The following is a 20,788-nucleotide window of genomic DNA, read 5'->3' on the forward strand; positions in this document are numbered from 1 at the left end:
GATAAGGTGAGACAAAGGGGGGGGTTATGACATCACGTCTTCAGGTCATACAGGGTGATATCACTCAACTTAGCGTCGATGCGATTGTGAATGCCGCTAACGCATCATTAATGGGCGGCGGTGGCGTAGACGGCGCGATTCATCGCGCGGCGGGGCCGGCATTGCTGGACGCCTGTAAACTCATCCGTCAGCAACAGGGCGAATGTCAGACGGGACATGCGGTTATCACGCCTGCTGGCAAGCTTTCGGCAAAGGCGGTTATTCACACAGTGGGGCCCGTCTGGCGAGGCGGCGAACACCAGGAAGCTGAGCTACTCGAAGAGGCATACCGGAATTGTTTGCTGCTTGCCGAGGCGAATCACTTCCGTTCCATCGCTTTTCCGGCAATCAGTACCGGCGTTTATGGCTATCCACGCGCCCAGGCCGCTGAGATCGCCGTCAGGACGGTTTCAGATTTTATTACCCGTTACGCTCTGCCTGAACAGGTATACTTTGTCTGTTATGATGAAGAAACTGCCCGGCTTTACGCAAGATTACTTACTCAGCAAGGCGACGACCCTGCCTGATAAAACACGCCTGGAGCGTGCCGTTGAACCGCTATGCGCGCGCCATCCCGGAGAGTGCGGCATTCTGGCGCTGGATAACAGTCTGGACGCTTTTGCCGCCCGCTATCGCCTGACCGAAATGGCGGCGCGGACGCTGGATGTGCAGTATTATATTTGGGAAGACGATATGTCCGGGCGGCTGCTCTTTTCGGTACTGCTGTCGGCGGCGAAGCGCGGCGTTCATGTTCGTCTGCTGCTGGATGATAACAATACGCCTGGTCTGGATGATACGTTGCGCTTGCTGGATAGCCATCCTAATATCGAAGTTCGTCTGTTTAATCCTTTCTCTTTTCGTACGCTACGCGCGCTGGGATATTTGACGGATTTTGCGCGGCTGAATCGGCGGATGCACAATAAAAGTTACACTGCCGACGGCGTAGTGACGCTGGTCGGTGGGCGCAACATCGGCGATGCCTATTTCGGCGCTGGCGAGGAGCCGTTATTTTCCGATCTGGACGTGATGGCCATTGGCCCGGTGGTCAATGATGTCGCCAATGATTTTGAACGTTACTGGCGCTGTAGTTCAGTGTCGACATTGCAGCAAGTATTATCCCTTTCTGAGCAGGAACTGACGCAGCGTATCGAACTTCCCGAATCCTGGTATAACGATGAGATCACCCGCCGTTATCTGCATAAGCTGGAAACCAGTCAGTTTATGGCGGATCTCGATCGCGGAACGTTGCCGCTGATTTGGGCAAAAACACGCTTGCTTAGCGATGACCCTTCTAAAGGCGAGGGGAAGGCGCAGCGCCATTCGCTTCTTCCGCAGCGATTATTTGACGTGATGGGGTCGCCGACGGAGCGTATCGACATTATTTCCGCTTACTTTGTCCCTACGCGCGCAGGCGTGGCGCAGTTGCTTAATCTGGTCAGGAAAGGCGTGAAGATCGCCATCTTAACTAACTCCCTGGCGGCCAACGATGTGGCGGTCGTTCACGCAGGGTACGCGCGCTGGCGAAAGAAGTTACTGCGCTATGGCGTGGAGCTCTACGAACTGAAACCGACCCGCGAACATGAAACCGCCGTACATGATCGCGGACTTACCGGGAACTCAGGTTCCAGCTTACATGCTAAAACGTTCAGTATTGATGGTAGTAAGGTGTTTATCGGGTCGCTTAATTTTGATCCCCGTTCAACGCTTTTAAATACCGAAATGGGCTTTGTCATTGAAAGTGAAACGCTGGCGACGCTTATCCATAAGCGTTTTACACAGAGCCAACGCGATGCGGCCTGGCAACTGCGGCTGGATCGCTGGGGACGAATTAACTGGATCGATCGTCAGCAAGAAGAGGAAAAGGTGTTAAAGAAAGAACCCGCTACACGTTTCTGGCAGCGAGTTCTGGTACGGTTGGCGGCAATTTTACCTGTTGAATGGCTGCTTTGAACCCACGCGCGGAAAACTACCCGATCGTGGCGCGACTTTCTCGTTTTACCGGTGGTTTACCTGAAAAGAGAAATTTCAGGAGCGGGATGCGTAAATGAATTTCATACAGAATTAACGCAATACCCATAACAAATATCAGCCCGCACAAGAACCCGATCAGGTTGGAGGAGATATGCGGCGTAATATACGCGCCAAAGAAAAGCGTTAAGGGATGATGCACCAGATAGATAAACAGCGAAGCATTCACGAAATAGGTGACACGCGCGGACTGGAAGTTTAACAAGCGATGCCCCAGTGAGAATACCACGTTCACCATCCACAGCCCCATTACCATCGTAATCACGGATTCGGTTTCGTACATCCAGGCGTCGCCGCTCCCATAACGTTGATTCAGCAGATACGCGATAAAAGCAACGGCAGCGCCTAAAGTGCATCCGCGTGAGGGCGTGGTGAAACGCGCTTTCAGATCGGGGTGAATGAAGGCCAACGCGCCGAGAATAAAAAACGGCACATAAAATAGCGTTTGCATCACAATAAAATTGAACATGCCGTCACTAAGGATTGCCGGATATACGATGAAAATAATGCGCCTGATAGCGGCGTAAGCGATCCCCAGCAGGAAAAAAATAAGCGAAAGCCTGACCAGTGAAATAGCGGCGGGACGAGGCTTGCTTGTTTCCTGCCTTTTTTGGAACCAGGTAAAAATCCCGATGCTGACTGTGGTTAATATCACCAGCACCAGTAAAAACCACAGATGTGAAATGAGTTCCCACGCTAACGTATTATATTTTTCATAGGCAGAGAGTGTAGGCCAGTTCTCTGTTTTCTCTTTGACATATTGCAACAGGATAAATTGCGGCAAGGTAAGCAAAGGGATTGCGGTAAGCATGGGAATACCCACACGTTCTACCCGTACTTTCCACCAGCGTTTTAACGGATAACGTAAAAACAACATGTACGAAAAATAACCAGAAATAACAAAAAATACCTGCATACGAAAAGCGTGGATAAAATCGTTAAACAGGGTTAGCCACCACGATGGCGTGGCGCTATTGACATGCCAACTGTGAGTGGAATAGATCAACGAGATATGAAAGGGAATCCCTAACAACATCAACCATGCGCGGATAGAGTCAAGAAAATATTCACGCGGCGCGGGTACAGAGCTCATATAAGGTCACGTATTCTCAGATTTTTCACCTTATCCATAAGGCGAATTATAGTTACATTCGGTAGCAACCCTACACCAACTCCGACAACCTGTCTCCAGGATAAGCACGCAAAGTGAAAACAGGCGCGGGAGGTGCTTAATCCATGAGCCAGCGCGCTGAACAAAGCCTGGATTCAGTTGTCGTAATGCCTGATTATCCATTAAAATGGATCGGATCGATATAAGCACACAAAGGGGGAAGTGCTTACTTATTATGAAACATAAACGACAAATGATGAAAATGCGTTGGTTGGGCGCAGCTATTATGTTAACGCTCTACGCATCATCGAGCTGGGCGTTCAGTATTGATGACGTGGCAAAACAAGCTCAATCTTTAGCCGGGAAAGGCTATGAGGCGCCTAAAAGCAACTTGCCCTCCGTTTTCCGCGACATGAAATATGCGGATTATCAGCAGATCCAGTTTAACAGCGATAAAGCCTACTGGAACAACTTAAAGACCCCTTTTAAGCTCGAATTTTACCATCAGGGGATGTACTTCGATACGCCGGTCAAGATTAACGAAGTGACGGCGACGACGGTCAAAAGAATCAAATACAGCCCGGATTACTTCAATTTTGGCAATGTTCAGCACGATAAAGACACGGTAAAAGATTTAGGCTTCGCCGGGTTCAAAGTTCTGTACCCCATCAACAGTAAAGATAAGAACGACGAAATCGTCAGTATGCTTGGCGCCAGCTATTTCCGCGTTATCGGCGCAGGCCAGGTATATGGCTTATCTGCGCGCGGCCTGGCGATTGATACCGCCTTACCATCTGGTGAAGAGTTTCCCCGCTTTCGCGAGTTCTGGATTGAGCGTCCAAAACCCACCGATAAGCGTTTGACCGTCTATGCATTACTGGATTCTCCGCGCGCGACCGGCGCTTACCGTTTTGTGATCATTCCTGGCCGCGATACCGTGGTGGACGTGCAGTCAAAAGTCTATCTGCGCGATAAAGTGGGCAAGCTGGGCGTTGCGCCATTAACCAGTATGTTCCTGTTTGGGCCAAACCAGCCGTCGCCGACGACCAACTATCGTCCGGAACTGCATGACTCGAACGGCTTATCCATTCATGCGGGTAATGGCGAGTGGATTTGGCGTCCGCTGAACAATCCAAAACACCTCGCTGTGAGCAGCTATGCAATGGAAAACCCTCAGGGATTCGGCCTGTTGCAGCGTGGTCGCGAGTTCTCGCGCTTTGAAGATTTAGACGATCGCTACGACCTGCGTCCAAGCGCCTGGATTACCCCGAAAGGCGACTGGGGCAAAGGTAAGGTTGAACTGGTTGAAATTCCGACCAATGATGAAACCAACGATAACATCGTCGCTTACTGGACTCCGGATCAACTGCCGGAACCGGGTAAAGAGATGAACTTCAAGTACACTCTGACCTTCAGCCGCGATGAAGATAAACTTCATGCGCCGGATAATGCCTGGGTGCTGCAAACACGCCGCTCAACGGGCGACGTTAAACAGTCGAATCTGATTCGCCAGCCCGACGGCACTATTGCCTTTGTGGTGGATTTCGTTGGCGCCGACATGAAAAAACTGCCGCCGGATACGCCTGTCGCTGCGCAAACCAGCATTGGCGATAACGGTGAAATCGTTGACAGTAATGTACGCTATAACCCAGTCACTAAAGGCTGGCGTTTAATGCTGCGCGTGAAAGTCAAAGACGCGAAGAAAACCACGGAAATGCGTGCCGCATTGGTGAATGCCGATCAGACGCTAAGTGAAACCTGGAGCTACCAGTTACCTGCCAATGAATAAAACAACTGAGTATATTGACGCACTGCTGCTTTCTGAACGTGAGAAAGCGGCATTGCCGAAAACTGACATCCGCGCCGTGCATCAGGCGCTGGATGCCGAGCATCGGACTTACTCGCGAGAAGACGATTCACCGCAGGGTTCCGTAAAAGCCCGCCTTGAACACGCCTGGCCGGATTCATTGGCGAAGGGGCAGTTAATTAAAGATGATGAAGGGCGCGATCAGTTGCAGGCTATGCCAAAAGCGACGCGCTCTTCGATGTTTCCCGATCCCTGGCGAACCAACCCGGTTGGCCGTTTCTGGGATCGTCTGCGTGGGCGGGATGTAACGCCGCGCTATGTTTCTCGTCTGACAAAAGAAGAGCAGGCGAGCGAGCAAAAATGGCGTACCGTCGGCACTATACGCCGCTATATTTTGTTAATTTTGACTCTGGCGCAAACCGTCGTCGCGACCTGGTATATGAAGACCATTCTGCCTTATCAGGGATGGGCGCTCATCAATCCTATGGATATGGTGGGGCAGGATATTTGGGTCTCTTTTATGCAGCTCCTGCCCTACATGCTGCAAACCGGTATCCTGATTTTGTTTGCCGTGCTGTTCTGCTGGGTGTCAGCCGGATTCTGGACGGCGCTGATGGGCTTCCTGCAACTGCTTATCGGGCGCGATAAGTACAGCATCTCCGCGTCTACGGTTGGCGATGAGCCCCTCAATCCGGAACACCGGACGGCGCTGATCATGCCTATCTGTAATGAAGACGTTAGCCGCGTTTTCGCCGGTCTGCGCGCGACCTGGGAGTCCGTTAAAGCCACAGGCAACGCCGCGCATTTTGACGTCTATATCCTTAGCGACAGTTATAACCCGGATATCTGCGTGGCGGAGCAAAAGGCGTGGATGGAGCTTATTGCGGAAGTGCAGGGCGAAGGCCAAATTTTTTACCGTCGCCGCCGCCGCCGTATGAAACGCAAAAGCGGCAATATTGACGATTTTTGCCGCCGCTGGGGCAATCAGTACAGCTATATGGTGGTGCTGGACGCGGACTCAGTGATGAGCGGCGAGTGTCTGAGCGGTCTGGTGCGCCTGATGGAAGCGAACCCAAACGCCGGGATTATCCAGTCTTCGCCGAAAGCGTCGGGAATGGATACTCTGTATGCCCGCTGCCAACAGTTCGCGACCCGTGTTTATGGGCCGCTGTTTACCGCCGGGCTGCACTTCTGGCAGTTGGGGGAGTCGCACTACTGGGGGCACAATGCCATTATCCGCGTGAAGCCGTTTATCGAGCACTGCGCTCTGGCGCCGCTGCCGGGAGAAGGTTCGTTCGCCGGATCGATTCTTTCCCACGACTTTGTGGAGGCGGCGCTAATGCGTCGGGCAGGGTGGGGCGTCTGGATTGCCTACGATCTCCCCGGTTCCTATGAAGAGCTGCCGCCAAACCTGCTGGATGAGCTTAAACGCGACCGCCGCTGGTGTCACGGCAACCTGATGAACTTTCGTCTGTTCCTGGTGAAAGGAATGCACCCGGTGCATCGCGCCGTGTTCCTGACCGGGGTAATGTCATATCTGTCCGCGCCGTTATGGTTTATGTTCCTCGCGCTTTCTACCGCGCTGCAGGTCGTTCATGCGTTAACAGAGCCGCAATATTTCCTTCAGCCGCGCCAGCTTTTTCCGGTCTGGCCGCAGTGGCGTCCGGAACTGGCAATCGCGCTGTTTGCGTCAACGATGGTGCTGCTGTTCCTGCCGAAGCTGCTCAGTATTATGCTGATCTGGTGTAAAGGCACCAAAGAGTATGGCGGTTTCTGGCGCGTTACGCTGTCGCTGTTGCTGGAAGTGCTGTTCTCCGTGTTGCTGGCGCCGGTACGTATGCTGTTTCATACCGTATTTGTGGTCAGCGCGTTTCTCGGCTGGGAAGTGGTCTGGAACTCACCGCAACGCGACGATGATTCTACGCCGTGGGGAGAAGCCTTTATGCGTCACGGCTCTCAACTGCTGCTGGGGCTGGTCTGGGCGGTGGGTATGGCGTGGCTGGATTTACGCTTTCTGTTCTGGCTGGCGCCGATTGTCTTTTCGCTGATTCTGTCGCCATTTGTTTCGGTGATCTCCAGTCGTTCAACGGTAGGATTACGCACCAAACGCTGGAAGCTGTTCCTGATCCCGGAAGAGTATTCGCCGCCTCAGGTGTTGGTCGATACCGATAAATATCTGGAGATGAATCGCCGCCGTATTCTGGACGATGGCTTTATGCATGCGGTATTTAACCCGTCGCTTAATGCGCTGGCGACCGCGATGGCCACCGCGCGTCACCGCGCCAGTAAGGTGCTGGAAATAGCCCGCGATCGTCATGTGGAGCAGGCGCTAAACGAAACGCCGGAGAAACTGAACCGCGATCGGCGTCTGGTTTTGCTCAGCGATCCGGTGACGATGGCGCGTTTACACTATCGGGTCTGGAATGCGCCAGAGAGATACTCTTCCTGGGTAAACCATTATCAGTCTCTCGTCCTGAATCCGCAGGCGTTGCAGGGACGAGCATCGTCAGCGGGATAAGGTCTTCAGGTCTGGAGTGAGGTGAAAAATACCGGCGTGATGCCGGTATTTTTATAGTGAAATGAGGTATCAGGTGCGTATATTCGCGGTGAGCATAATGGTAATTACCCTGAGCGGCTGCGGCAGTATTATCAGCAGAACGATCCCCGGACAAGGACACGGCAACCAGTATTACCCTGGCGTGCAGTGGGATATGCGTGATTCCGCATGGCGCTATATCACTATCCTCGATCTGCCCTTCTCACTGATCTTCGATACACTGCTACTGCCGCTCGATATTCACCACGGGCCTTATGAGTAATTAACGCTCATCCCATTCGTCTGCCGCAGTACGGCCTTCCTCGGTATCAAGCGGGGGTTCAAGCTGGAATTCCCCTTCATCCCATTCATGCAAAGTATTCTCTTCCTGCCATTCCTGGCGGATCTCTATCTCATCATAATCGCCGTCAAACACGCTCTGCGCGGCTTCACCACTCAGCATCGGCAGACATTCGCCATCTTCACCTTCATCGGCGAAAAATTCGACCTGCCACATGATGTCCCCATCCTGCAGTACATATTTCTGAACGTTGAACTGCTGCACATTCGCTTCGTCTTGTTCGAGGCCTGGATGGTCAGCCAGAAATTCTTCCCGGGCTGCATCGATAGCTTCTTCCAGCGTGGCATACATGGTCATCAGTGTCTCCCTTTGATTTGATGAGGTATTTAGGGAAAGAATAGCTGATTCTGTAATATTGCAAGTATGAAAGCGCAAAAATTATTCTATTGCCAGTCTGCGCCGTCGTAAGCTGTTCCATGAATAGATAGCATTGAACAACACCACGCCTGCCGTGACGCAGAATACGGCGCGGAAGCCATAGCTCGCGGAAATTGCGGCGCCCATGAGAGGGCCGGTGACGTTGCCGATATCGCGGAAAGATTGGTTGTAACTGAATATGCGCCCGGCTATCTGGTTGGTAGAGTTGTAAACCAGCAGAGTTTGAACGGCTGGCAGCAGCGCGCCATCCGCCGCGCCAAGCAGAAACCGCAATAGCGCGAGCTGCCACGGCGTTTGCACAAAAGACATTGGAATCAGCAGCAGTACGGAAATAATCAGCGCGACGATAAGAATCTTTTCCGGGCCAATTCTGTCGCCAAGCTTGCCGAGCCGGGGGGCGCTAAGTAATGCCGCCACGCCGGGAACGGACGCTATCATCCCGCTAATGAACGCAATATTACTGACATTTCCCGCCAGTTCGCGCACATAGAGCGTCAGGATGGGCGCAATAGACCCCGTCGCCACCTGAATAATCAGCGTGGTGACAAACAGGCTTAATACCAGGCGGGGATTTTTTAACGAGGCGACCACTTCCCGAACGTGAAGCATCTCTTTTTTGCTCACCGGCAGGAAATTCTCGCGAATGAAAAAGAAGGTGAGCAGAAAACAGATAAACAAAACGCTGGCGGTAATAAAAAAGACCGGACGAAGGCCGTAATGGTCGGCGAGCAGACCGCCCGCAAGTGGGCCAAGCAGAGCGCCGCTGACGCCGCCAGTAGAGAGCGTCCCTAACGCCCAGCCGCTTTTGTGGCGCGGCACCTGAGTGGCGATGAGCGCATTGGCGTTGGGAATAAATCCGCCCAGCAGGCCTAATAACGCGCGGAGGATCAGAAATTGCCAGATATTTTGCGCCATGCCCATTAACAGCATCACAATGGCCATGCCGAGAGCGGAACGCAACAGCATGATCTTACGCCCTTTACGATCCGCCAGACCGCCCCAAAAAGGGGACGCGATAGCTGAAAAGAGGAACGTAATACTAAAGACCAGCCCGGACCACATGTTGAGTGCGCTATGGCCTGTTACGCCGAGTTGCTCAACGTAGAGAGGGAGAAAAGGCATGACCAGGCTGAATGCCGCGCCGGTTAAAAAACAGCCCAGCCAGGTAACGGTTAGATTGCGTTTCCAGTTTATGGGGACATCAGAGGGTGACATAGCGTTCCACAGTATGATGCGCGGTTTGCGCTATCATCAATTTAATTATGAGCGTACTAATTATAATTATGCGCCGACCTTACCAGCCTCGCAATGTGGGGAGCTTTTAAAGCTAAAAGAGGGGAAAAATTGCAGCCTGACGGCTGCAATCCTGTCAATAGCGCGACGGTACGCCTTCAGGGCGAGTTTTAAAGCGGCGATGCAGCCACATATACTGCTCTGGCGCCATCATAATGCACTGCTCAACAATCTTATTCATCCATGCGGCAGTCGCTTCTGCGCTCTCCAGCGGAGGCGAATATTCCGCAGGAAGAATGATCAGTTCGTAGCCTTTCCCATCGGGTTTACGGCGAGGAACGAAGGGGATAATACAGGCTTTAGACATGCGCGCGAGCATCCAGGTACCGGAGGTCGTAGCGGCCTGGTCGACGGCGAATAATGGTACAAAAACGCTGGCGCGCGGGCCATAATCGTGATCCGGCGCATACCAGATCAATTCGCCGCTTTTCAATGCCTTAACCATGCCTTTCAGATCTTTGCGATCCAACATCGATTTATTGGAGCGTAAGCGTCCCCAGGTCTGTAACCAGTCGAGCAACGGATTATCATTCGGGCGATAAACTCCGATCCCTGGGTTATGCATACCAAACATGCGGGCGCCAAACTCAAGGGTAAGGAAATGTATTCCTACCAGAATGAACCCCAGCCCCTGCGCTTTAACTTCACGGATATGCTCCAGACCGCTCGCTTCCATCCAGCGGTTCACTCGCCGATCGGGCCAGAACCAGGCCATGCCGGTTTCCATCACGCCCATACCGACGGATTCAAAGTTTTTGACCACCATGGTGTGGCGTTCCTGCGCGCTCATTTCCGGAAAGCATAATTCAAGGTTGCGATAGGCGATTTTCGCGCGGCGTTTCATTACGCGTCGCGCCAGGTGGCCCAATGCGCAACCCAACTTATAGATGACCGGGTAGGGGAGTTGCACGACCAACCAAAGCGCGCCTATACCCAACCAGGTTAACCAATAGCGCGGGTGCAGTAAGGCCACGGAGAACTTAGGCAACTTCGTCATTTCTATCCTGTCTTTCAACGAACAATTCCCCGTATTCTCGCATCTTTTTGCGTTGAGCAAAAATATGTAGCAGGAGAGTGGCGATTAAATCGACAATTGTTGTTAATTATTTAGTGTAAAGCAGGAAATGTAGCGCAAAATGTGTGGATGTAAATTGGCGAGACTTGCCTTATCATGCCTGCCCACTTTATTTTTTGCTGATTGCAGGATACGTACACCATGCCAGTGTTACACAACCGCATCTCTAATGACGAGCTGAAAGCCAAAATGCTGGCGGAAAGCGAGCCGCGTACGACAATTTCTTTTTATAAATATTTCACAATCGCCTCGCCGCAACAGACGCGGGACGCGTTGTATCAGGTGTTTACGGCGTTGGACGTTTTTGGTCGCGTTTACCTGGCACATGAAGGCATCAATGCGCAAATCAGCGTGCCGCAAAGCAAGCTCGAGACGTTTCGTCAACAGCTTTATACGTTCGATCCCGCGCTGGACGGGCTGCGTTTAAATATCGCGCTGGAGGATGACGGAAAGTCATTTTGGGTGCTGCGTATGAAAGTTCGCGACCGTATCGTCGCTGACGGTATTGACGATCCGAGTTTTGACGCCAGTAATGTCGGCGATTATCTGAAGGCGGCAGATGTGAATGCGATGCTGGACGATCCTGACGCGGTCTTTATTGATATGCGCAACCACTATGAGTATGAAGTCGGCCATTTCGAAAATGCTCTGGAAATCCCGGCGGATACGTTTCGTGAACAGTTGCCAAAAGCGGTTGAAATGCTGCGGGAACATGCAGATAAAAAGATAGTGATGTACTGTACCGGCGGTATTCGTTGTGAGAAAGCCAGCGCCTGGATGAAACACAACGGTTTCAATAAAGTCTGGCATATTGAGGGTGGCATCATTGAGTACGCCCGTCGCGCGCGCGAGCAGGGGCTTCCCGTTCGCTTTATCGGCAAAAACTTTGTATTTGATGAGCGAATGGGCGAACGAATCTCGGATGAGGTTATCGCGCATTGCCATCAGTGCGGCGCGCCCTGCGATAGCCATACCAACTGCAAAAATGACGGTTGCCATCTGCTGTTTATCCAGTGTCCGCAGTGCGCCAGTAAATTTAACGGCTGCTGTAGTGAACAATGCTGTGAAGAGTTGGCCTTGCCGGAGGAAGAACAGCGCCGACGTCGCGCGGGTCGTGAGAACGGCAACAAAATTTTTAATAAATCGCGTGGTCGGCTTAATAGCAAACTGAGCATTCCCGATCCGGCTGAGTAATATTTTTCCGGATAGCGGCGTAAAGGCCGCTATCCGGCATTTCGCCAGGCGTTACTTCTGCTGAACGCCTTCTACTGAGATGATAAGCTCAACCTCTTGTGAGGCCGGGCCGAGATCGGTAGTTATATTGAAATCCTTCAGCTTAATTTTTCCTTCGGCCTCAAAGCCCGCGCGCTTACCGCCCCACGGATCGTCGCCCTGGCCCATCAGCTTCGCTTCCAGCGTCACCGGTTTAGTCACGCCATTGAGCGTCAGATTGCCGGTAATATCCAGTTCATCGCCCTCTTTTTTCACGCTGGTAGAGGTGAAGGTTGCCTGAGGGAATTTCGCAACATTAAGAAATTCCGCGCTACGCAGGTGTTTGTCACGTTCGGCATGGTTAGTGTCGACGCTATTGGTGTTAATGGTCACGTTCACTTTGTCTGCCGACGGATTTTTTTCGTCAAAAGTGAACGTGCCGTCGAAATCTTTAAAGGTGCCGTATAGCCAGCTGTAGCCCAGATGCTGGATGCGGAAATTGACGAACGCATGTTGGCCTTCTTTATCAATTTTATACTCCGCCGCCACGGCGGAACCGGTCGTGAATAACAAGGATGCGAGGGTGAATCCCAGCAGGTTTTTTTTCATTTTTGAGCTCCATAGTCAGATGACGACATTCCTGTCATACGTTTCAGAGTGTCGTCTTTATCGATGAAATGGTGTTTTAGCGCCATAACCCCATGCGAGAGCGAGATAATGACCAGCGACCAGGCAAACCACAGATGCAGTGTTCCGGCGATGTCAGCCTGCGCGCCCGCGTCCGTAAGCGTGGCCGGAATCTCAAACCAGCCAAAGACGCTAATCGGTTTACCGTCGGCGGTGGAAATCAGGTAGCCGCTAATGATTATCGCAAAGAGCAGGAGATAAAGGAGGAGATGACCTGCGGCGGCGCCAATGCGCGTTAAACGGGAATAGCTGGTCAACGCAACGGGCGGCGGCGAATAAAGCCGCCAGATAATACGCACGATCAGCGCCATCATCAGTAACATGCCAATACTTTTATGTAATTCCGGCGCCTGGTGATACCAGCCGTCGTAATAACTGAGCGTGACCATCCATAAACCCAACGCAAACATGCCATAGACCACCAGGGCGGTCAGCCAGTGGAGCGCGGCGGAAACTACGCCATAACGTTGTGGAGTATTTTTAAATTGCATAAACACACCAATGAATATTTCACGAGAGAATGAAAATGGCGTGGAAAAGCGCCGAATGCAACTTATAAATAAGAATTTGAATGATATTTATTTTTATTTCAATAATTTTGATGTTGTTTGCGGTTCAGCTTCAGAAGTTTCGAGATATTTCCCCCTGATAACCGCACAACGGCAGGAGTTGGCATTATTGCCGTGCTTCAACATTATGAAATAAAAAGTGAGGAACTTTCAGGAAGTGTCAGTTAACGTCAATGAAAAGCAATCAGAAGAAAAGGAGATAAACAATATCCATCACCGCCAGCAGCGACCAAAGAATAACGTAAAGCATGAAATGTTCGCGAATATTATTCATCAGAAAATGAAAGAGACGACGCATAGCTTACCTTAATAAACAGCCCCTTTACGGGGCCGACAAATTATTGGCTAAAATGGGACAGCCGGAACGGCGTCAGATCAAAGGAGGGCGTTTTTCCCAACGCAAAATCTGCAGCGATTTCTCCTAACACCGGGGCGAATTTAAAACCATGTCCGCTGAGTCCAGTGATGACAAGCGTATTCTCATGGCCAGGCAGCGTATCGATAATAAAATCCTCGTCCGGCGAATTATCATAGGTACATGCCGCCCCATGTAAACAACCGCCGATACCCGGCAGTACGTTACGCAGGAAAGGAAATGCTTCCGCGCCATCGCTGGCAACGGCGGCAAAGGGCTTGCGCTCTTCCTGAGCCTGTATTCGCTGTCCGCCATTGTGTTTGCCGATTTTTAACTCGTCGTTCTCCGCCGGGAAGCCGTAATATTGATCGCCGTTGGGCATTTCGCCGGTAAAGGCCGGAAAGCGGTTTTTAGTGCTGTAACGTCCATCCGCCTTAAACCAGGCAAAAACTTTACGTACGGGCTGAACGGGCAGCTCCGGTACCAGCGCTTTGACCCAGGTGCCCGCGCTAATCAGCGCCTTGCTGGCGTGGTAGCTGCCTTCACTCGTCTCTATCGTCACACCGTTATCATCATGGTGAATATGGCTTACCGGGCTGTTGAATAGCTGTGCGCAGCCTGCTTCTCGGGCCAGACGAAGCCATGTGGTAATGGCTAATTCGCTGCGCAGGAAACCGGAGTCAGCTTCAAACAGCCCGATATAATTATCGGGCACGCGAATTTCCGGCCAGCGCGTCATGAGGGCCGTCGCGTCCAGGCGCTCGACGTTCAATTGCCACTGTTGCGCGCTTCGTGCGACGTTGGCTAAGAAAGCGGAATCGGCCGGGCCGAGGTTGACGACGCCGGAGCGGACAAAAATAGGCTTTTCATTGTGTGTGGAGAGTTCATCCCAAAGCGTCTGGGCGCGAAGCACCAGCGGGACATATTTTTCGCCTTCACCATAAGCGTGGCGGATAAGACGGGTATCGCCGTGGTGGCTGCCCTGTTGATGAGGCGGTATATGCGCATCGGTCATCAGGACCTTTAGCCCGGCGCGGGTGGCGTAATAACCAGCGGCGGCGCCAACCGAACCGCTGCCGATAATAATAAGGTCGTATTTCATCAGCTTCTCTCTGCTATCGCGATGATTTCAGGGTAAATAACTGCGCTGAGATATACAAGCCAGAAATAAGTGAGGCACCTTACGGTGCCTGAGAGAGGGGGAGCGCGTCACGCTAATGGCGACGATACTCGTTTTCCTGGTAATCACCTGATTCTATTTTGGCGATGCCGGCTTCTAATATTGAAATAAATTGCCTGGCTACATCTGTCGTTAACCAGAGCGTTTGACCAACTTCAGTCCCTTCCGGTTCCGGACGATTTGGGGTCTGGTAGTGTAAACGCAGCATCAGCGCATCATAGCTATCGACGGTGCTGATGTCCCATCCTACAAGCGGATGGGTCTGAATGACTTCATTATTCTTTTCCATCATGCCCCCCTGGTACGTGTTATAAGACAACGGTTCTCGAGGTTCAATGCGTGTTTTTCTTCTGAAGCAACTTCAGTATACCAATTAATAAGGCTATTCACTGCGTTTTTAAAGAGACCGGAGGATAAATTTCTCTTTTTAAGAATTATATGAACAATAAAGCGGCAGTTCATTCATATTTTTTTAGGATGTTGTGCAATTATTTTGACGGTCAGGCGAAATATTCATCAGTTGCGCAAATAAAAAAGCCGGGGCGACCCGGCAAACATACATCACTGCATATCATTTTTTATTCATTGATGAACCAGTCATCAGCGCTCTCCCAGGTCTCCTGGAGAATCTCGCTAATGCGTTCTTTGTCCTCTTTTGATGCGCCAATGACGGACAAGTTGTTGGCGGTAGCGTAACGCACGGTGACGTTACCCAAGTTCTCAGGAAAATGATGGCTAATACGACGGGAGAGTTCGCCCGCCAGCGCATCAATCGCACCGGCAGGCAGAGGTGACGTTTTGGCTATAGTGACTTCAATACGCATAATGGCCCCCTGTTGAATATACTGGATATATATACAGTTAAATCTAATATATAGCAACAGGTAAGCGCATTTTTTATTTTTTTACTGACCAGCGTACTGTTTCACCCGCTAAAAAAGGCACCAGCGAATCATCAGCCAGCGCGATATTTTCCGGTACCTGTTGTTCATCGCGAACCAGTTCCACCCACCCCGCATTCACCGGCAGGCCATAGAATTGCGGGCCATTCAGTGAACAGAACGCTTCAAAGTGCGCCAGCGCGTTCATTTCCTCAAACACGGCGGCATAACTGCCAAGGGCGGAGGGGGCGTTGAAACAACCAGCGCAGCCGCAACTAGTCTCTTTACGATGACGTGAATGCGGCGCTGAATCCGTCCCCAGGAAGGCGCGCGTAAAACCACTGGCAACCAGTTCGCGTAACGCCTGCTGGTGAATATTGCGTTTCAGAATCGGCAGACAGTACAGGTGAGGACGAATGCCGCCGACCAGCATATCATTACGGTTAAACATTAAATGTTGAGGCGTAATGGTAGCCGCCAGGTAGTCGTTGCCGTCACGTACATACTGCGCGGCATCTTTGGTCGTGATGTGCTCAAAGACCACTTTAAGCGCGGTCAGACGCTGGCGTAGCGGTTCCATTACGGTGTCGATAAAACGCGCTTCGCGATCGAAGATATCAACCTCCGCATGGGTCACCTCACCGTGGACCAGCAATGGCATTCCGAGTTTTTCCATCCGCTCCAGTACCGGCATGATAGCGTCGACTGACGTTACGCCATGACTGGAGTTAGTGGTGGCATTGGCCGGGTAAAGCTTAGCCGCAGTAAATACGCCTTCATGGAAACCACGCTCCAGTTCATCGGCATCGAGCGAATCCGTTAAATAGCAGGTCATTAACGGCGTGAAATCATGCCCGGCGGGCACCGCATCGAGAATACGCTGGCGGTAGGCGATCGCTGCATCAACGGTCGTGATGGGGGACGCCAGGTTCGGCATCACGATAGCGCGACCATAAATTTCGCTGGTATAGGGTACGACCGTTTTTAACATGTCGCCATCGCGAAGGTGAACGTGCCAGTCGTCCGGGCGGCGGATCTTTAAAACCTGGGATGGTGCAGTCATTAATAAGCTCCGGCTGAGGAATAGTCTTTTTGCCGGAAACAAAGGATAAGCGGAAACGTTTTCGTTTGCACGTAAAAAAAGGGCGCGAGCGCGCCCTCCGAAATCAATTGGTGAAAGGAATAACGATTTCACCAGGTTTAACTTCAATGCCTTTCGCGAGTTTCTTCGCTAACGCTTCGCCTTTACTACTGTCCTCACGCAACACGTAAGCTGGCCGCTGGTTAAAGTAGCTACGTAAAGACTGATTTAAATAGGGCAGGAGCGTTTGTAGCACCGATTGCATTTTCTCCGGCGTCACGGTGGCGTCTACTACTTCCATCTCCTGAAGATAGATGGCGCCTTTTTCTTTATCAAAGACCGGCAGGGCTTTTAGCTTGAGTTTCATCGTCGCTTTTTGACTGCCAAACAGGGAATTCATATCCAGCCTGGCATCGCCAGTAAGGGTGACTTTATTAGGCTCTTCCCGACCAATCTGGCTGGCAAGGTTAGTCAATACGATATGCGCGTCGGCAATGCCGGGCAGACCAATATCTTTTGAGAAATTATTCCGTTTTTCAAGCGCTTGATTGATTTCTTGTTCGCTAATGGTGTATTGCGTAAGTTGATTACAACCCACTAACAGGCCGCTAACTACCAGCGCAGCGGCAAAAAAAAACTTTTTCATGGCGTTCCTTAGCATGTTGCCTGTGCCCTAATCTTGACACAAAGCAGCATGTCGCGCCAGCGGACATGGCGTCACTAGAAAAAGCTGAAAAAGGCGGCAAGAAAGGGTTGCCGCCTGGCGGGCGTTAGATAGCCATTGAGGAGAGTAAATTAATTTGCGTCTGCTTCGCCATATTATCGCGATAGTCCGCGACTTTTGTCGGCCAGTGGATACCGGCGACCAGCGTCAGATTACGCAGAAGCGGAAACAGATGAATATCATCTTCCGATAATTCGCCGTTAACGGCGTTAGGCTGTACGATGAGTTTATCCAGCAAACGTAAATCATCGCCGATCTTTTTAATCAGTCCGGCAGAGTGCGCAAGATGGTTGTCAAAACTGCCAGATGAGGCTTCTTTTTTGCGGATAAAATACTGGCGCGCCGCAGGGGTAGAAAATTCATCGAAAGCGGATTTTGCAAATCGCGGCAGCAGTAGCTGATTAACGTAACCGTTAACTTTGCGCAACCACTCTTCAATGGCTGGATTGCGTTTCCCGGTTAACAGTGGTTTGCCGTCGAGGTTGTCGACATAATGTACAATATCCATACTTTCAGGAAGGTAGCGACTATCATCTTTTTGCAGGATGGGCACCATCTTTTGACCAATCATCCGGGTGGGTGTCGCCTCGTCGTCATTTTGTAACACGTTAAGTTCAACGGGGATGTTCTTCAGGCCGAAAATCATGCGGGCTTTAACGCAGAAAGGGCAATGATCGTAAATATAAAGCTTCACGTTTCTCCTCCATTTGACTGTCGGTATCTGACCAGTATGGAGGAGATAGCGACAGGTATCAAATCAGGCGCCGGGTTCCAGCATCCGGCGCGGCGTGCGTTTATGACTAAATTGCCAGCCTAAAGCCAAAAAGGTGATGAAACCGATAATACCGAGCATCATCCACGGTAGTTCAGGCTGCGCAAGCGCTTTACCCATATCAAACAACCAGCCGCCGCCGATATAACCAATCGCGCCGCCAATGGCTAATCCCAGACGGCTAAAGCCCATATAGCTTCCCCGCGCCCTCGCGTCCGCGAGCGACGCGCTGAGCGTTTCGCGCGCCGGTTCGGCGATAACCGAGCCGATGTAGAAAGCGCAAATAAGCGTAAAAAGCTGCTGTAAATTGCCCACCATCCCGATGGGGAGCATGCTCAGCGACATGACGAGCAAACCGGCCATCAGCCGATGCTCCAGCCGAAAACGCTTTTCGCTCCAGCGGGCAATCGGGTAGAGCAACGTCAGCGAGAGACACGCCTCAATAGCGTACATCCATTTCACGGCAGCAGGCGAACCGGCGATATCGTTTACCATAATCGGCAGCATTAACATGACCTGTACCGCCAGCATATAGTAGCCCGCCAGCGTCAGCACGTAGGTGACAAACCTTTTATCGCTCATGACGCGGCGCATTCCTTCACGCACCGGCGTTCTGACCGTTGATAGCTTCCAGGCCGGAAGCAGCCATGCGTTGAAAAGGGCGCATAATATGAACAAAATAGCGCCTGTCGCGCAGACCAGGCGAAAATCGTATTGTAGCAACCAGCTTCCCAGCAGCGCGCCAATCACCGCGCCCGCGCTGTCCTGCATCATCAACAGAGAGAAGAAGCGGCCCCGTTGCTCCGGACGAATTAATTTGACCACCAGCGCTGAACGCGGCGGGTCAAAAAGCGTACCGCCGAGACCGGAAAGAAAGCAGGAAAACCACAAGAGCCAGGGCTCATGCGCGATACCCATGGTGGCAAAGCCTGCGGCGCGCATCAGCATACCGGTGACAATCATCGGTTTCGCGCCAAAGCGATCGGCGATGGCGCCGCCAAAAATGCCCAGACCTTGTTGAATAAACTGGCGCAGGCCGAGCGCGATCCCTACCATTACGGCAGCCCACCCCATTTGATCGACAAAGCGAATAGAGATGAGCGGGAAGACGACGAAAAAACCCAGCACCACTAACATGTTATCGATGAGAAGAAAATATTTACCCAGGTTCCTCGCCTGCGAGACGCGCGACATTTCCCCTCCCGGGAAATAAAAGATGAGCGTCTTCTATTCTGCGGCGGCGTTTCGTTTTTTCCTACCGTTAGCGGGACAATATTTTTTTATCAAAAGTCCTTTTTAATCGAGAGTTTTCATCAAAATGTGGCAGCAATTCAAAAAATGACGATTTGCGCTTTTCACAGAGCCTGGTTGCGCAGGTATAGTAATGTTACTGGCGTGCTGAAGACGTTACAGGAAGGAGTAGGTATAGAATGTTTGGCTATCGTAGTAACGTGCCAAAAGTGCGCTTAACCACCGATCGTCTGGTGGTACGTTTAGTGCATGAGCGTGATGCCTGGCGTCTGGCCGATTATTACGCGGAAAATCGTCATTTTTTAAAACCCTGGGAACCGGTCCGTGATGAAAGTCATTGTTATCCTTCAGGATGGCAGGCGCGTCTGGGAATGATCGGTGAATTTCACAAACAGGGCTCCGCCTTCTATTTCGCGCTACTTGATCCGGAAGAAAAAGAAATTATCGGCGTGGCGAATTTTTCCAATGTGGTGCGCGGTTCTTTTCATGCCTGTTATCTGGGCTATTCCATTGCGCAAAAGTGGCAGGGGCAAGGGCTGATGTTTGAAGCCTTAACCGCTGCGATTCGCTATATGCAGCGCACTCAGCATATCCACCGTATCATGGCGAACTATATGCCGCACAACAAACGTAGCGGCGCGTTGCTGGCGCGGCTTGGCTTTGAAAAAGAAGGCTATGCGAAAGATTATCTGTTGATTGATGGACAATGGCGCGACCATGTCCTGACGGCGTTAACCACGCCGTTATGGACGCCGGGGCGTTGAGCGGCTTACGGAATGAGAGGCAAAGGGAGAAAACGATGAAATATGAATTAACCGCCACTGAAGCGCGAGTGATTGGTTGTCTGCTGGAAAAGCAGGTGACAACGCCGGAACAGTATCCGCTTTCCGTCAACGGGGTGGTGACAGCCTGTAATCAGAAAACCAACCGTGAACCGGTGATGAACCTGACGGAACAAGAGGTGCAGGAACAGCTCGATAACCTGGTGAAACGCCACTTTTTGCGTACGGTCAGCGGGTTTGGCAACCGCGTCACCAAATATGAACAGCGCTTCTGTAATTCCGAATTTGGCGATCTGAAACTTAGCGCGGCGGAAGTGGCGCTCGTCACTACGCTGCTGCTGCGCGGCGCGCAAACGCCCGGCGAGTTGCGTAGCCGGGCGTCGCGGATGCATGAATTCAGCGATATGACGGAAGTTGAATCCACGCTGGAACGGCTTGCCAGTCGTGAGGACGGCCCGTATGTCGTCCGTCTGGCGCGTGAACCGGGTAAGCGCGAAAGCCGTTATATGCACCTTTTTTGCGGCGACGTCGATGAACTGTCTCTCCAGACGTCTGCGCCGGAAAGTGCGTCGGGCGATCTTCAGTCGCGCGTCGAAGCGCTGGAAAGCGAAGTGGCGGAGTTAAAGCAGCGGCTGGATTCTTTGTTAGCTCACCTGGGGGAGTAAT

Annotated in this window: 22 protein-coding genes; 8 read left to right on the forward strand and 14 right to left on the reverse strand. The window is 51.7% G+C overall.

The window, feature by feature from the left end:
* Positions 1-26: 26 nt before the first annotated feature.
* Positions 27-566, forward strand: coding sequence for an O-acetyl-ADP-ribose deacetylase (ymdB, locus tag J4728_RS01490; protein WP_000203941.1), 540 nt, complete (start codon positions 27-29; stop codon positions 564-566).
* Positions 502-1,989 (forward strand): phospholipase D family protein, encoded by a 1,488-nt coding sequence (locus J4728_RS01495; RefSeq protein WP_000976323.1) that lies wholly within the window; start codon positions 502-504, stop codon positions 1,987-1,989. Before ymdB ends, J4728_RS01495 begins: the two co-directional genes overlap by 65 nt.
* A gap of 16 nt (positions 1,990-2,005) precedes the next feature.
* Here J4728_RS01495 and mdoC read toward each other — a convergent pair whose 3' ends face one another.
* Positions 2,006-3,160, reverse strand: a complete 1,155-nt coding sequence (mdoC, locus tag J4728_RS01500; protein WP_093998283.1) for a glucans biosynthesis protein MdoC — start codon at positions 3,158-3,160, stop codon at positions 2,006-2,008.
* 271 nt (positions 3,161-3,431) lie between these two features.
* Here mdoC and mdoG point away from each other — a divergent pair, with 271 nt between their 5' ends.
* From mdoG to J4728_RS01515, 3 genes are all read left to right on the forward strand, one after another.
* Complete coding sequence (gene mdoG, locus J4728_RS01505; protein WP_001562609.1) at positions 3,432-4,967, forward strand: glucans biosynthesis protein MdoG; 1,536 nt, start codon at positions 3,432-3,434, stop codon at positions 4,965-4,967.
* Positions 4,960-7,503: a glucans biosynthesis glucosyltransferase MdoH gene (gene mdoH / locus J4728_RS01510; protein WP_001044607.1), complete on the forward strand. Its 2,544-nt coding sequence runs from the start codon at positions 4,960-4,962 to the stop codon at positions 7,501-7,503. The genes mdoG and mdoH overlap by 8 nt, the downstream gene beginning before the upstream one ends.
* Positions 7,504-7,576: 73 nt before the next feature.
* Positions 7,577-7,804, forward strand: a complete 228-nt coding sequence (locus J4728_RS01515; protein ID WP_001217832.1) for a YceK/YidQ family lipoprotein — start codon at positions 7,577-7,579, stop codon at positions 7,802-7,804.
* On the opposite strand, the gene J4728_RS01520 is transcribed toward J4728_RS01515, so the two are convergent.
* The 3 genes from J4728_RS01520 to J4728_RS01530 form a co-directional block, all read right to left on the reverse strand.
* Positions 7,805-8,179 carry a MysB family protein gene (locus J4728_RS01520; protein ID WP_000180050.1) on the reverse strand — a complete coding sequence of 125 codons (375 nt, stop codon included), beginning with the start codon at positions 8,177-8,179 and terminating at the stop codon, positions 7,805-7,807. It lies immediately after the preceding gene.
* An 81-nt stretch (positions 8,180-8,260) separates the two neighbouring features.
* Positions 8,261-9,475 (reverse strand): multidrug efflux MFS transporter MdtG, encoded by a 1,215-nt coding sequence (mdtG, locus tag J4728_RS01525; RefSeq protein WP_000075053.1) that lies wholly within the window; start codon positions 9,473-9,475, stop codon positions 8,261-8,263.
* 154 nt (positions 9,476-9,629) lie between these two features.
* Positions 9,630-10,550 carry a Kdo(2)-lipid IV(A) acyltransferase gene (locus tag J4728_RS01530; protein ID WP_000163973.1) on the reverse strand — a complete coding sequence of 307 codons (921 nt, stop codon included), beginning with the start codon at positions 10,548-10,550 and terminating at the stop codon, positions 9,630-9,632.
* A gap of 219 nt (positions 10,551-10,769) precedes the next feature.
* Here J4728_RS01530 and J4728_RS01535 point away from each other — a divergent pair, with 219 nt between their 5' ends.
* Complete coding sequence (locus tag J4728_RS01535) at positions 10,770-11,822, forward strand: rhodanese-related sulfurtransferase (protein WP_001144623.1); 1,053 nt, start codon at positions 10,770-10,772, stop codon at positions 11,820-11,822.
* Positions 11,823-11,873: 51 nt separating this feature from the next.
* Here J4728_RS01535 and J4728_RS01540 read toward each other — a convergent pair whose 3' ends face one another.
* The 10 genes from J4728_RS01540 to mdtH form a co-directional block, all read right to left on the reverse strand.
* Positions 11,874-12,449, reverse strand: coding sequence for a YceI family protein (locus J4728_RS01540; RefSeq protein WP_000739886.1), 576 nt, complete (start codon positions 12,447-12,449; stop codon positions 11,874-11,876).
* Positions 12,446-13,018: a cytochrome b gene (locus J4728_RS01545; protein ID WP_001159796.1), complete on the reverse strand. Its 573-nt coding sequence runs from the start codon at positions 13,016-13,018 to the stop codon at positions 12,446-12,448. The genes J4728_RS01540 and J4728_RS01545 overlap by 4 nt, the downstream gene beginning before the upstream one ends.
* Positions 13,019-13,280: 262 nt before the next feature.
* Positions 13,281-13,394, reverse strand: coding sequence for a YceO family protein (locus tag J4728_RS01550; protein ID WP_001253282.1), 114 nt, complete (start codon positions 13,392-13,394; stop codon positions 13,281-13,283).
* A 40-nt stretch (positions 13,395-13,434) separates the two neighbouring features.
* Complete coding sequence (solA, locus tag J4728_RS01555) at positions 13,435-14,553, reverse strand: N-methyl-L-tryptophan oxidase (RefSeq protein WP_208210970.1); 1,119 nt, start codon at positions 14,551-14,553, stop codon at positions 13,435-13,437.
* Positions 14,554-14,665: 112 nt separating this feature from the next.
* The gene (bssS, locus tag J4728_RS01560) at positions 14,666-14,920 is read right to left on the reverse strand and encodes a biofilm formation regulator BssS (RefSeq protein ID WP_000414441.1); all 255 of its coding nucleotides are present in this window, start codon (positions 14,918-14,920) and stop codon (positions 14,666-14,668) included.
* A gap of 289 nt (positions 14,921-15,209) precedes the next feature.
* Positions 15,210-15,455 carry a DNA damage-inducible protein I gene (gene dinI, locus J4728_RS01565; RefSeq protein WP_001217763.1) on the reverse strand — a complete coding sequence of 82 codons (246 nt, stop codon included), beginning with the start codon at positions 15,453-15,455 and terminating at the stop codon, positions 15,210-15,212.
* Positions 15,456-15,528: 73 nt separating this feature from the next.
* Positions 15,529-16,575: a dihydroorotase gene (gene pyrC / locus J4728_RS01570; protein WP_000126602.1), complete on the reverse strand. Its 1,047-nt coding sequence runs from the start codon at positions 16,573-16,575 to the stop codon at positions 15,529-15,531.
* Positions 16,576-16,678: 103 nt separating this feature from the next.
* Positions 16,679-17,239 carry a lipoprotein gene (locus J4728_RS01575; protein ID WP_000713054.1) on the reverse strand — a complete coding sequence of 187 codons (561 nt, stop codon included), beginning with the start codon at positions 17,237-17,239 and terminating at the stop codon, positions 16,679-16,681.
* Positions 17,240-17,363: 124 nt separating this feature from the next.
* Complete coding sequence (gene grxB / locus J4728_RS01580; protein ID WP_000780893.1) at positions 17,364-18,011, reverse strand: glutaredoxin 2; 648 nt, start codon at positions 18,009-18,011, stop codon at positions 17,364-17,366.
* A 63-nt stretch (positions 18,012-18,074) separates the two neighbouring features.
* The gene (gene mdtH, locus J4728_RS01585) at positions 18,075-19,283 is read right to left on the reverse strand and encodes a multidrug efflux MFS transporter MdtH (RefSeq protein WP_000092178.1); all 1,209 of its coding nucleotides are present in this window, start codon (positions 19,281-19,283) and stop codon (positions 18,075-18,077) included.
* A gap of 236 nt (positions 19,284-19,519) precedes the next feature.
* On the opposite strand from mdtH, the gene rimJ reads away from it, so the two are divergent.
* Together rimJ and J4728_RS01595 are read left to right on the forward strand one after the other, a co-directional pair.
* Complete coding sequence (rimJ, locus tag J4728_RS01590) at positions 19,520-20,104, forward strand: ribosomal protein S5-alanine N-acetyltransferase (protein ID WP_000468204.1); 585 nt, start codon at positions 19,520-19,522, stop codon at positions 20,102-20,104.
* Between the two features lie 35 nt (positions 20,105-20,139).
* Positions 20,140-20,787, forward strand: coding sequence for a YceH family protein (locus J4728_RS01595; RefSeq protein WP_000873048.1), 648 nt, complete (start codon positions 20,140-20,142; stop codon positions 20,785-20,787).
* The last annotated feature ends 1 nt before the right edge of the window (position 20,788 follow it).

This window comes from Salmonella sp. 32070601201500089SM (assembly GCF_017573605.1).
Lineage (GTDB): Bacteria > Pseudomonadota > Gammaproteobacteria > Enterobacterales > Enterobacteriaceae > Salmonella > Salmonella enterica.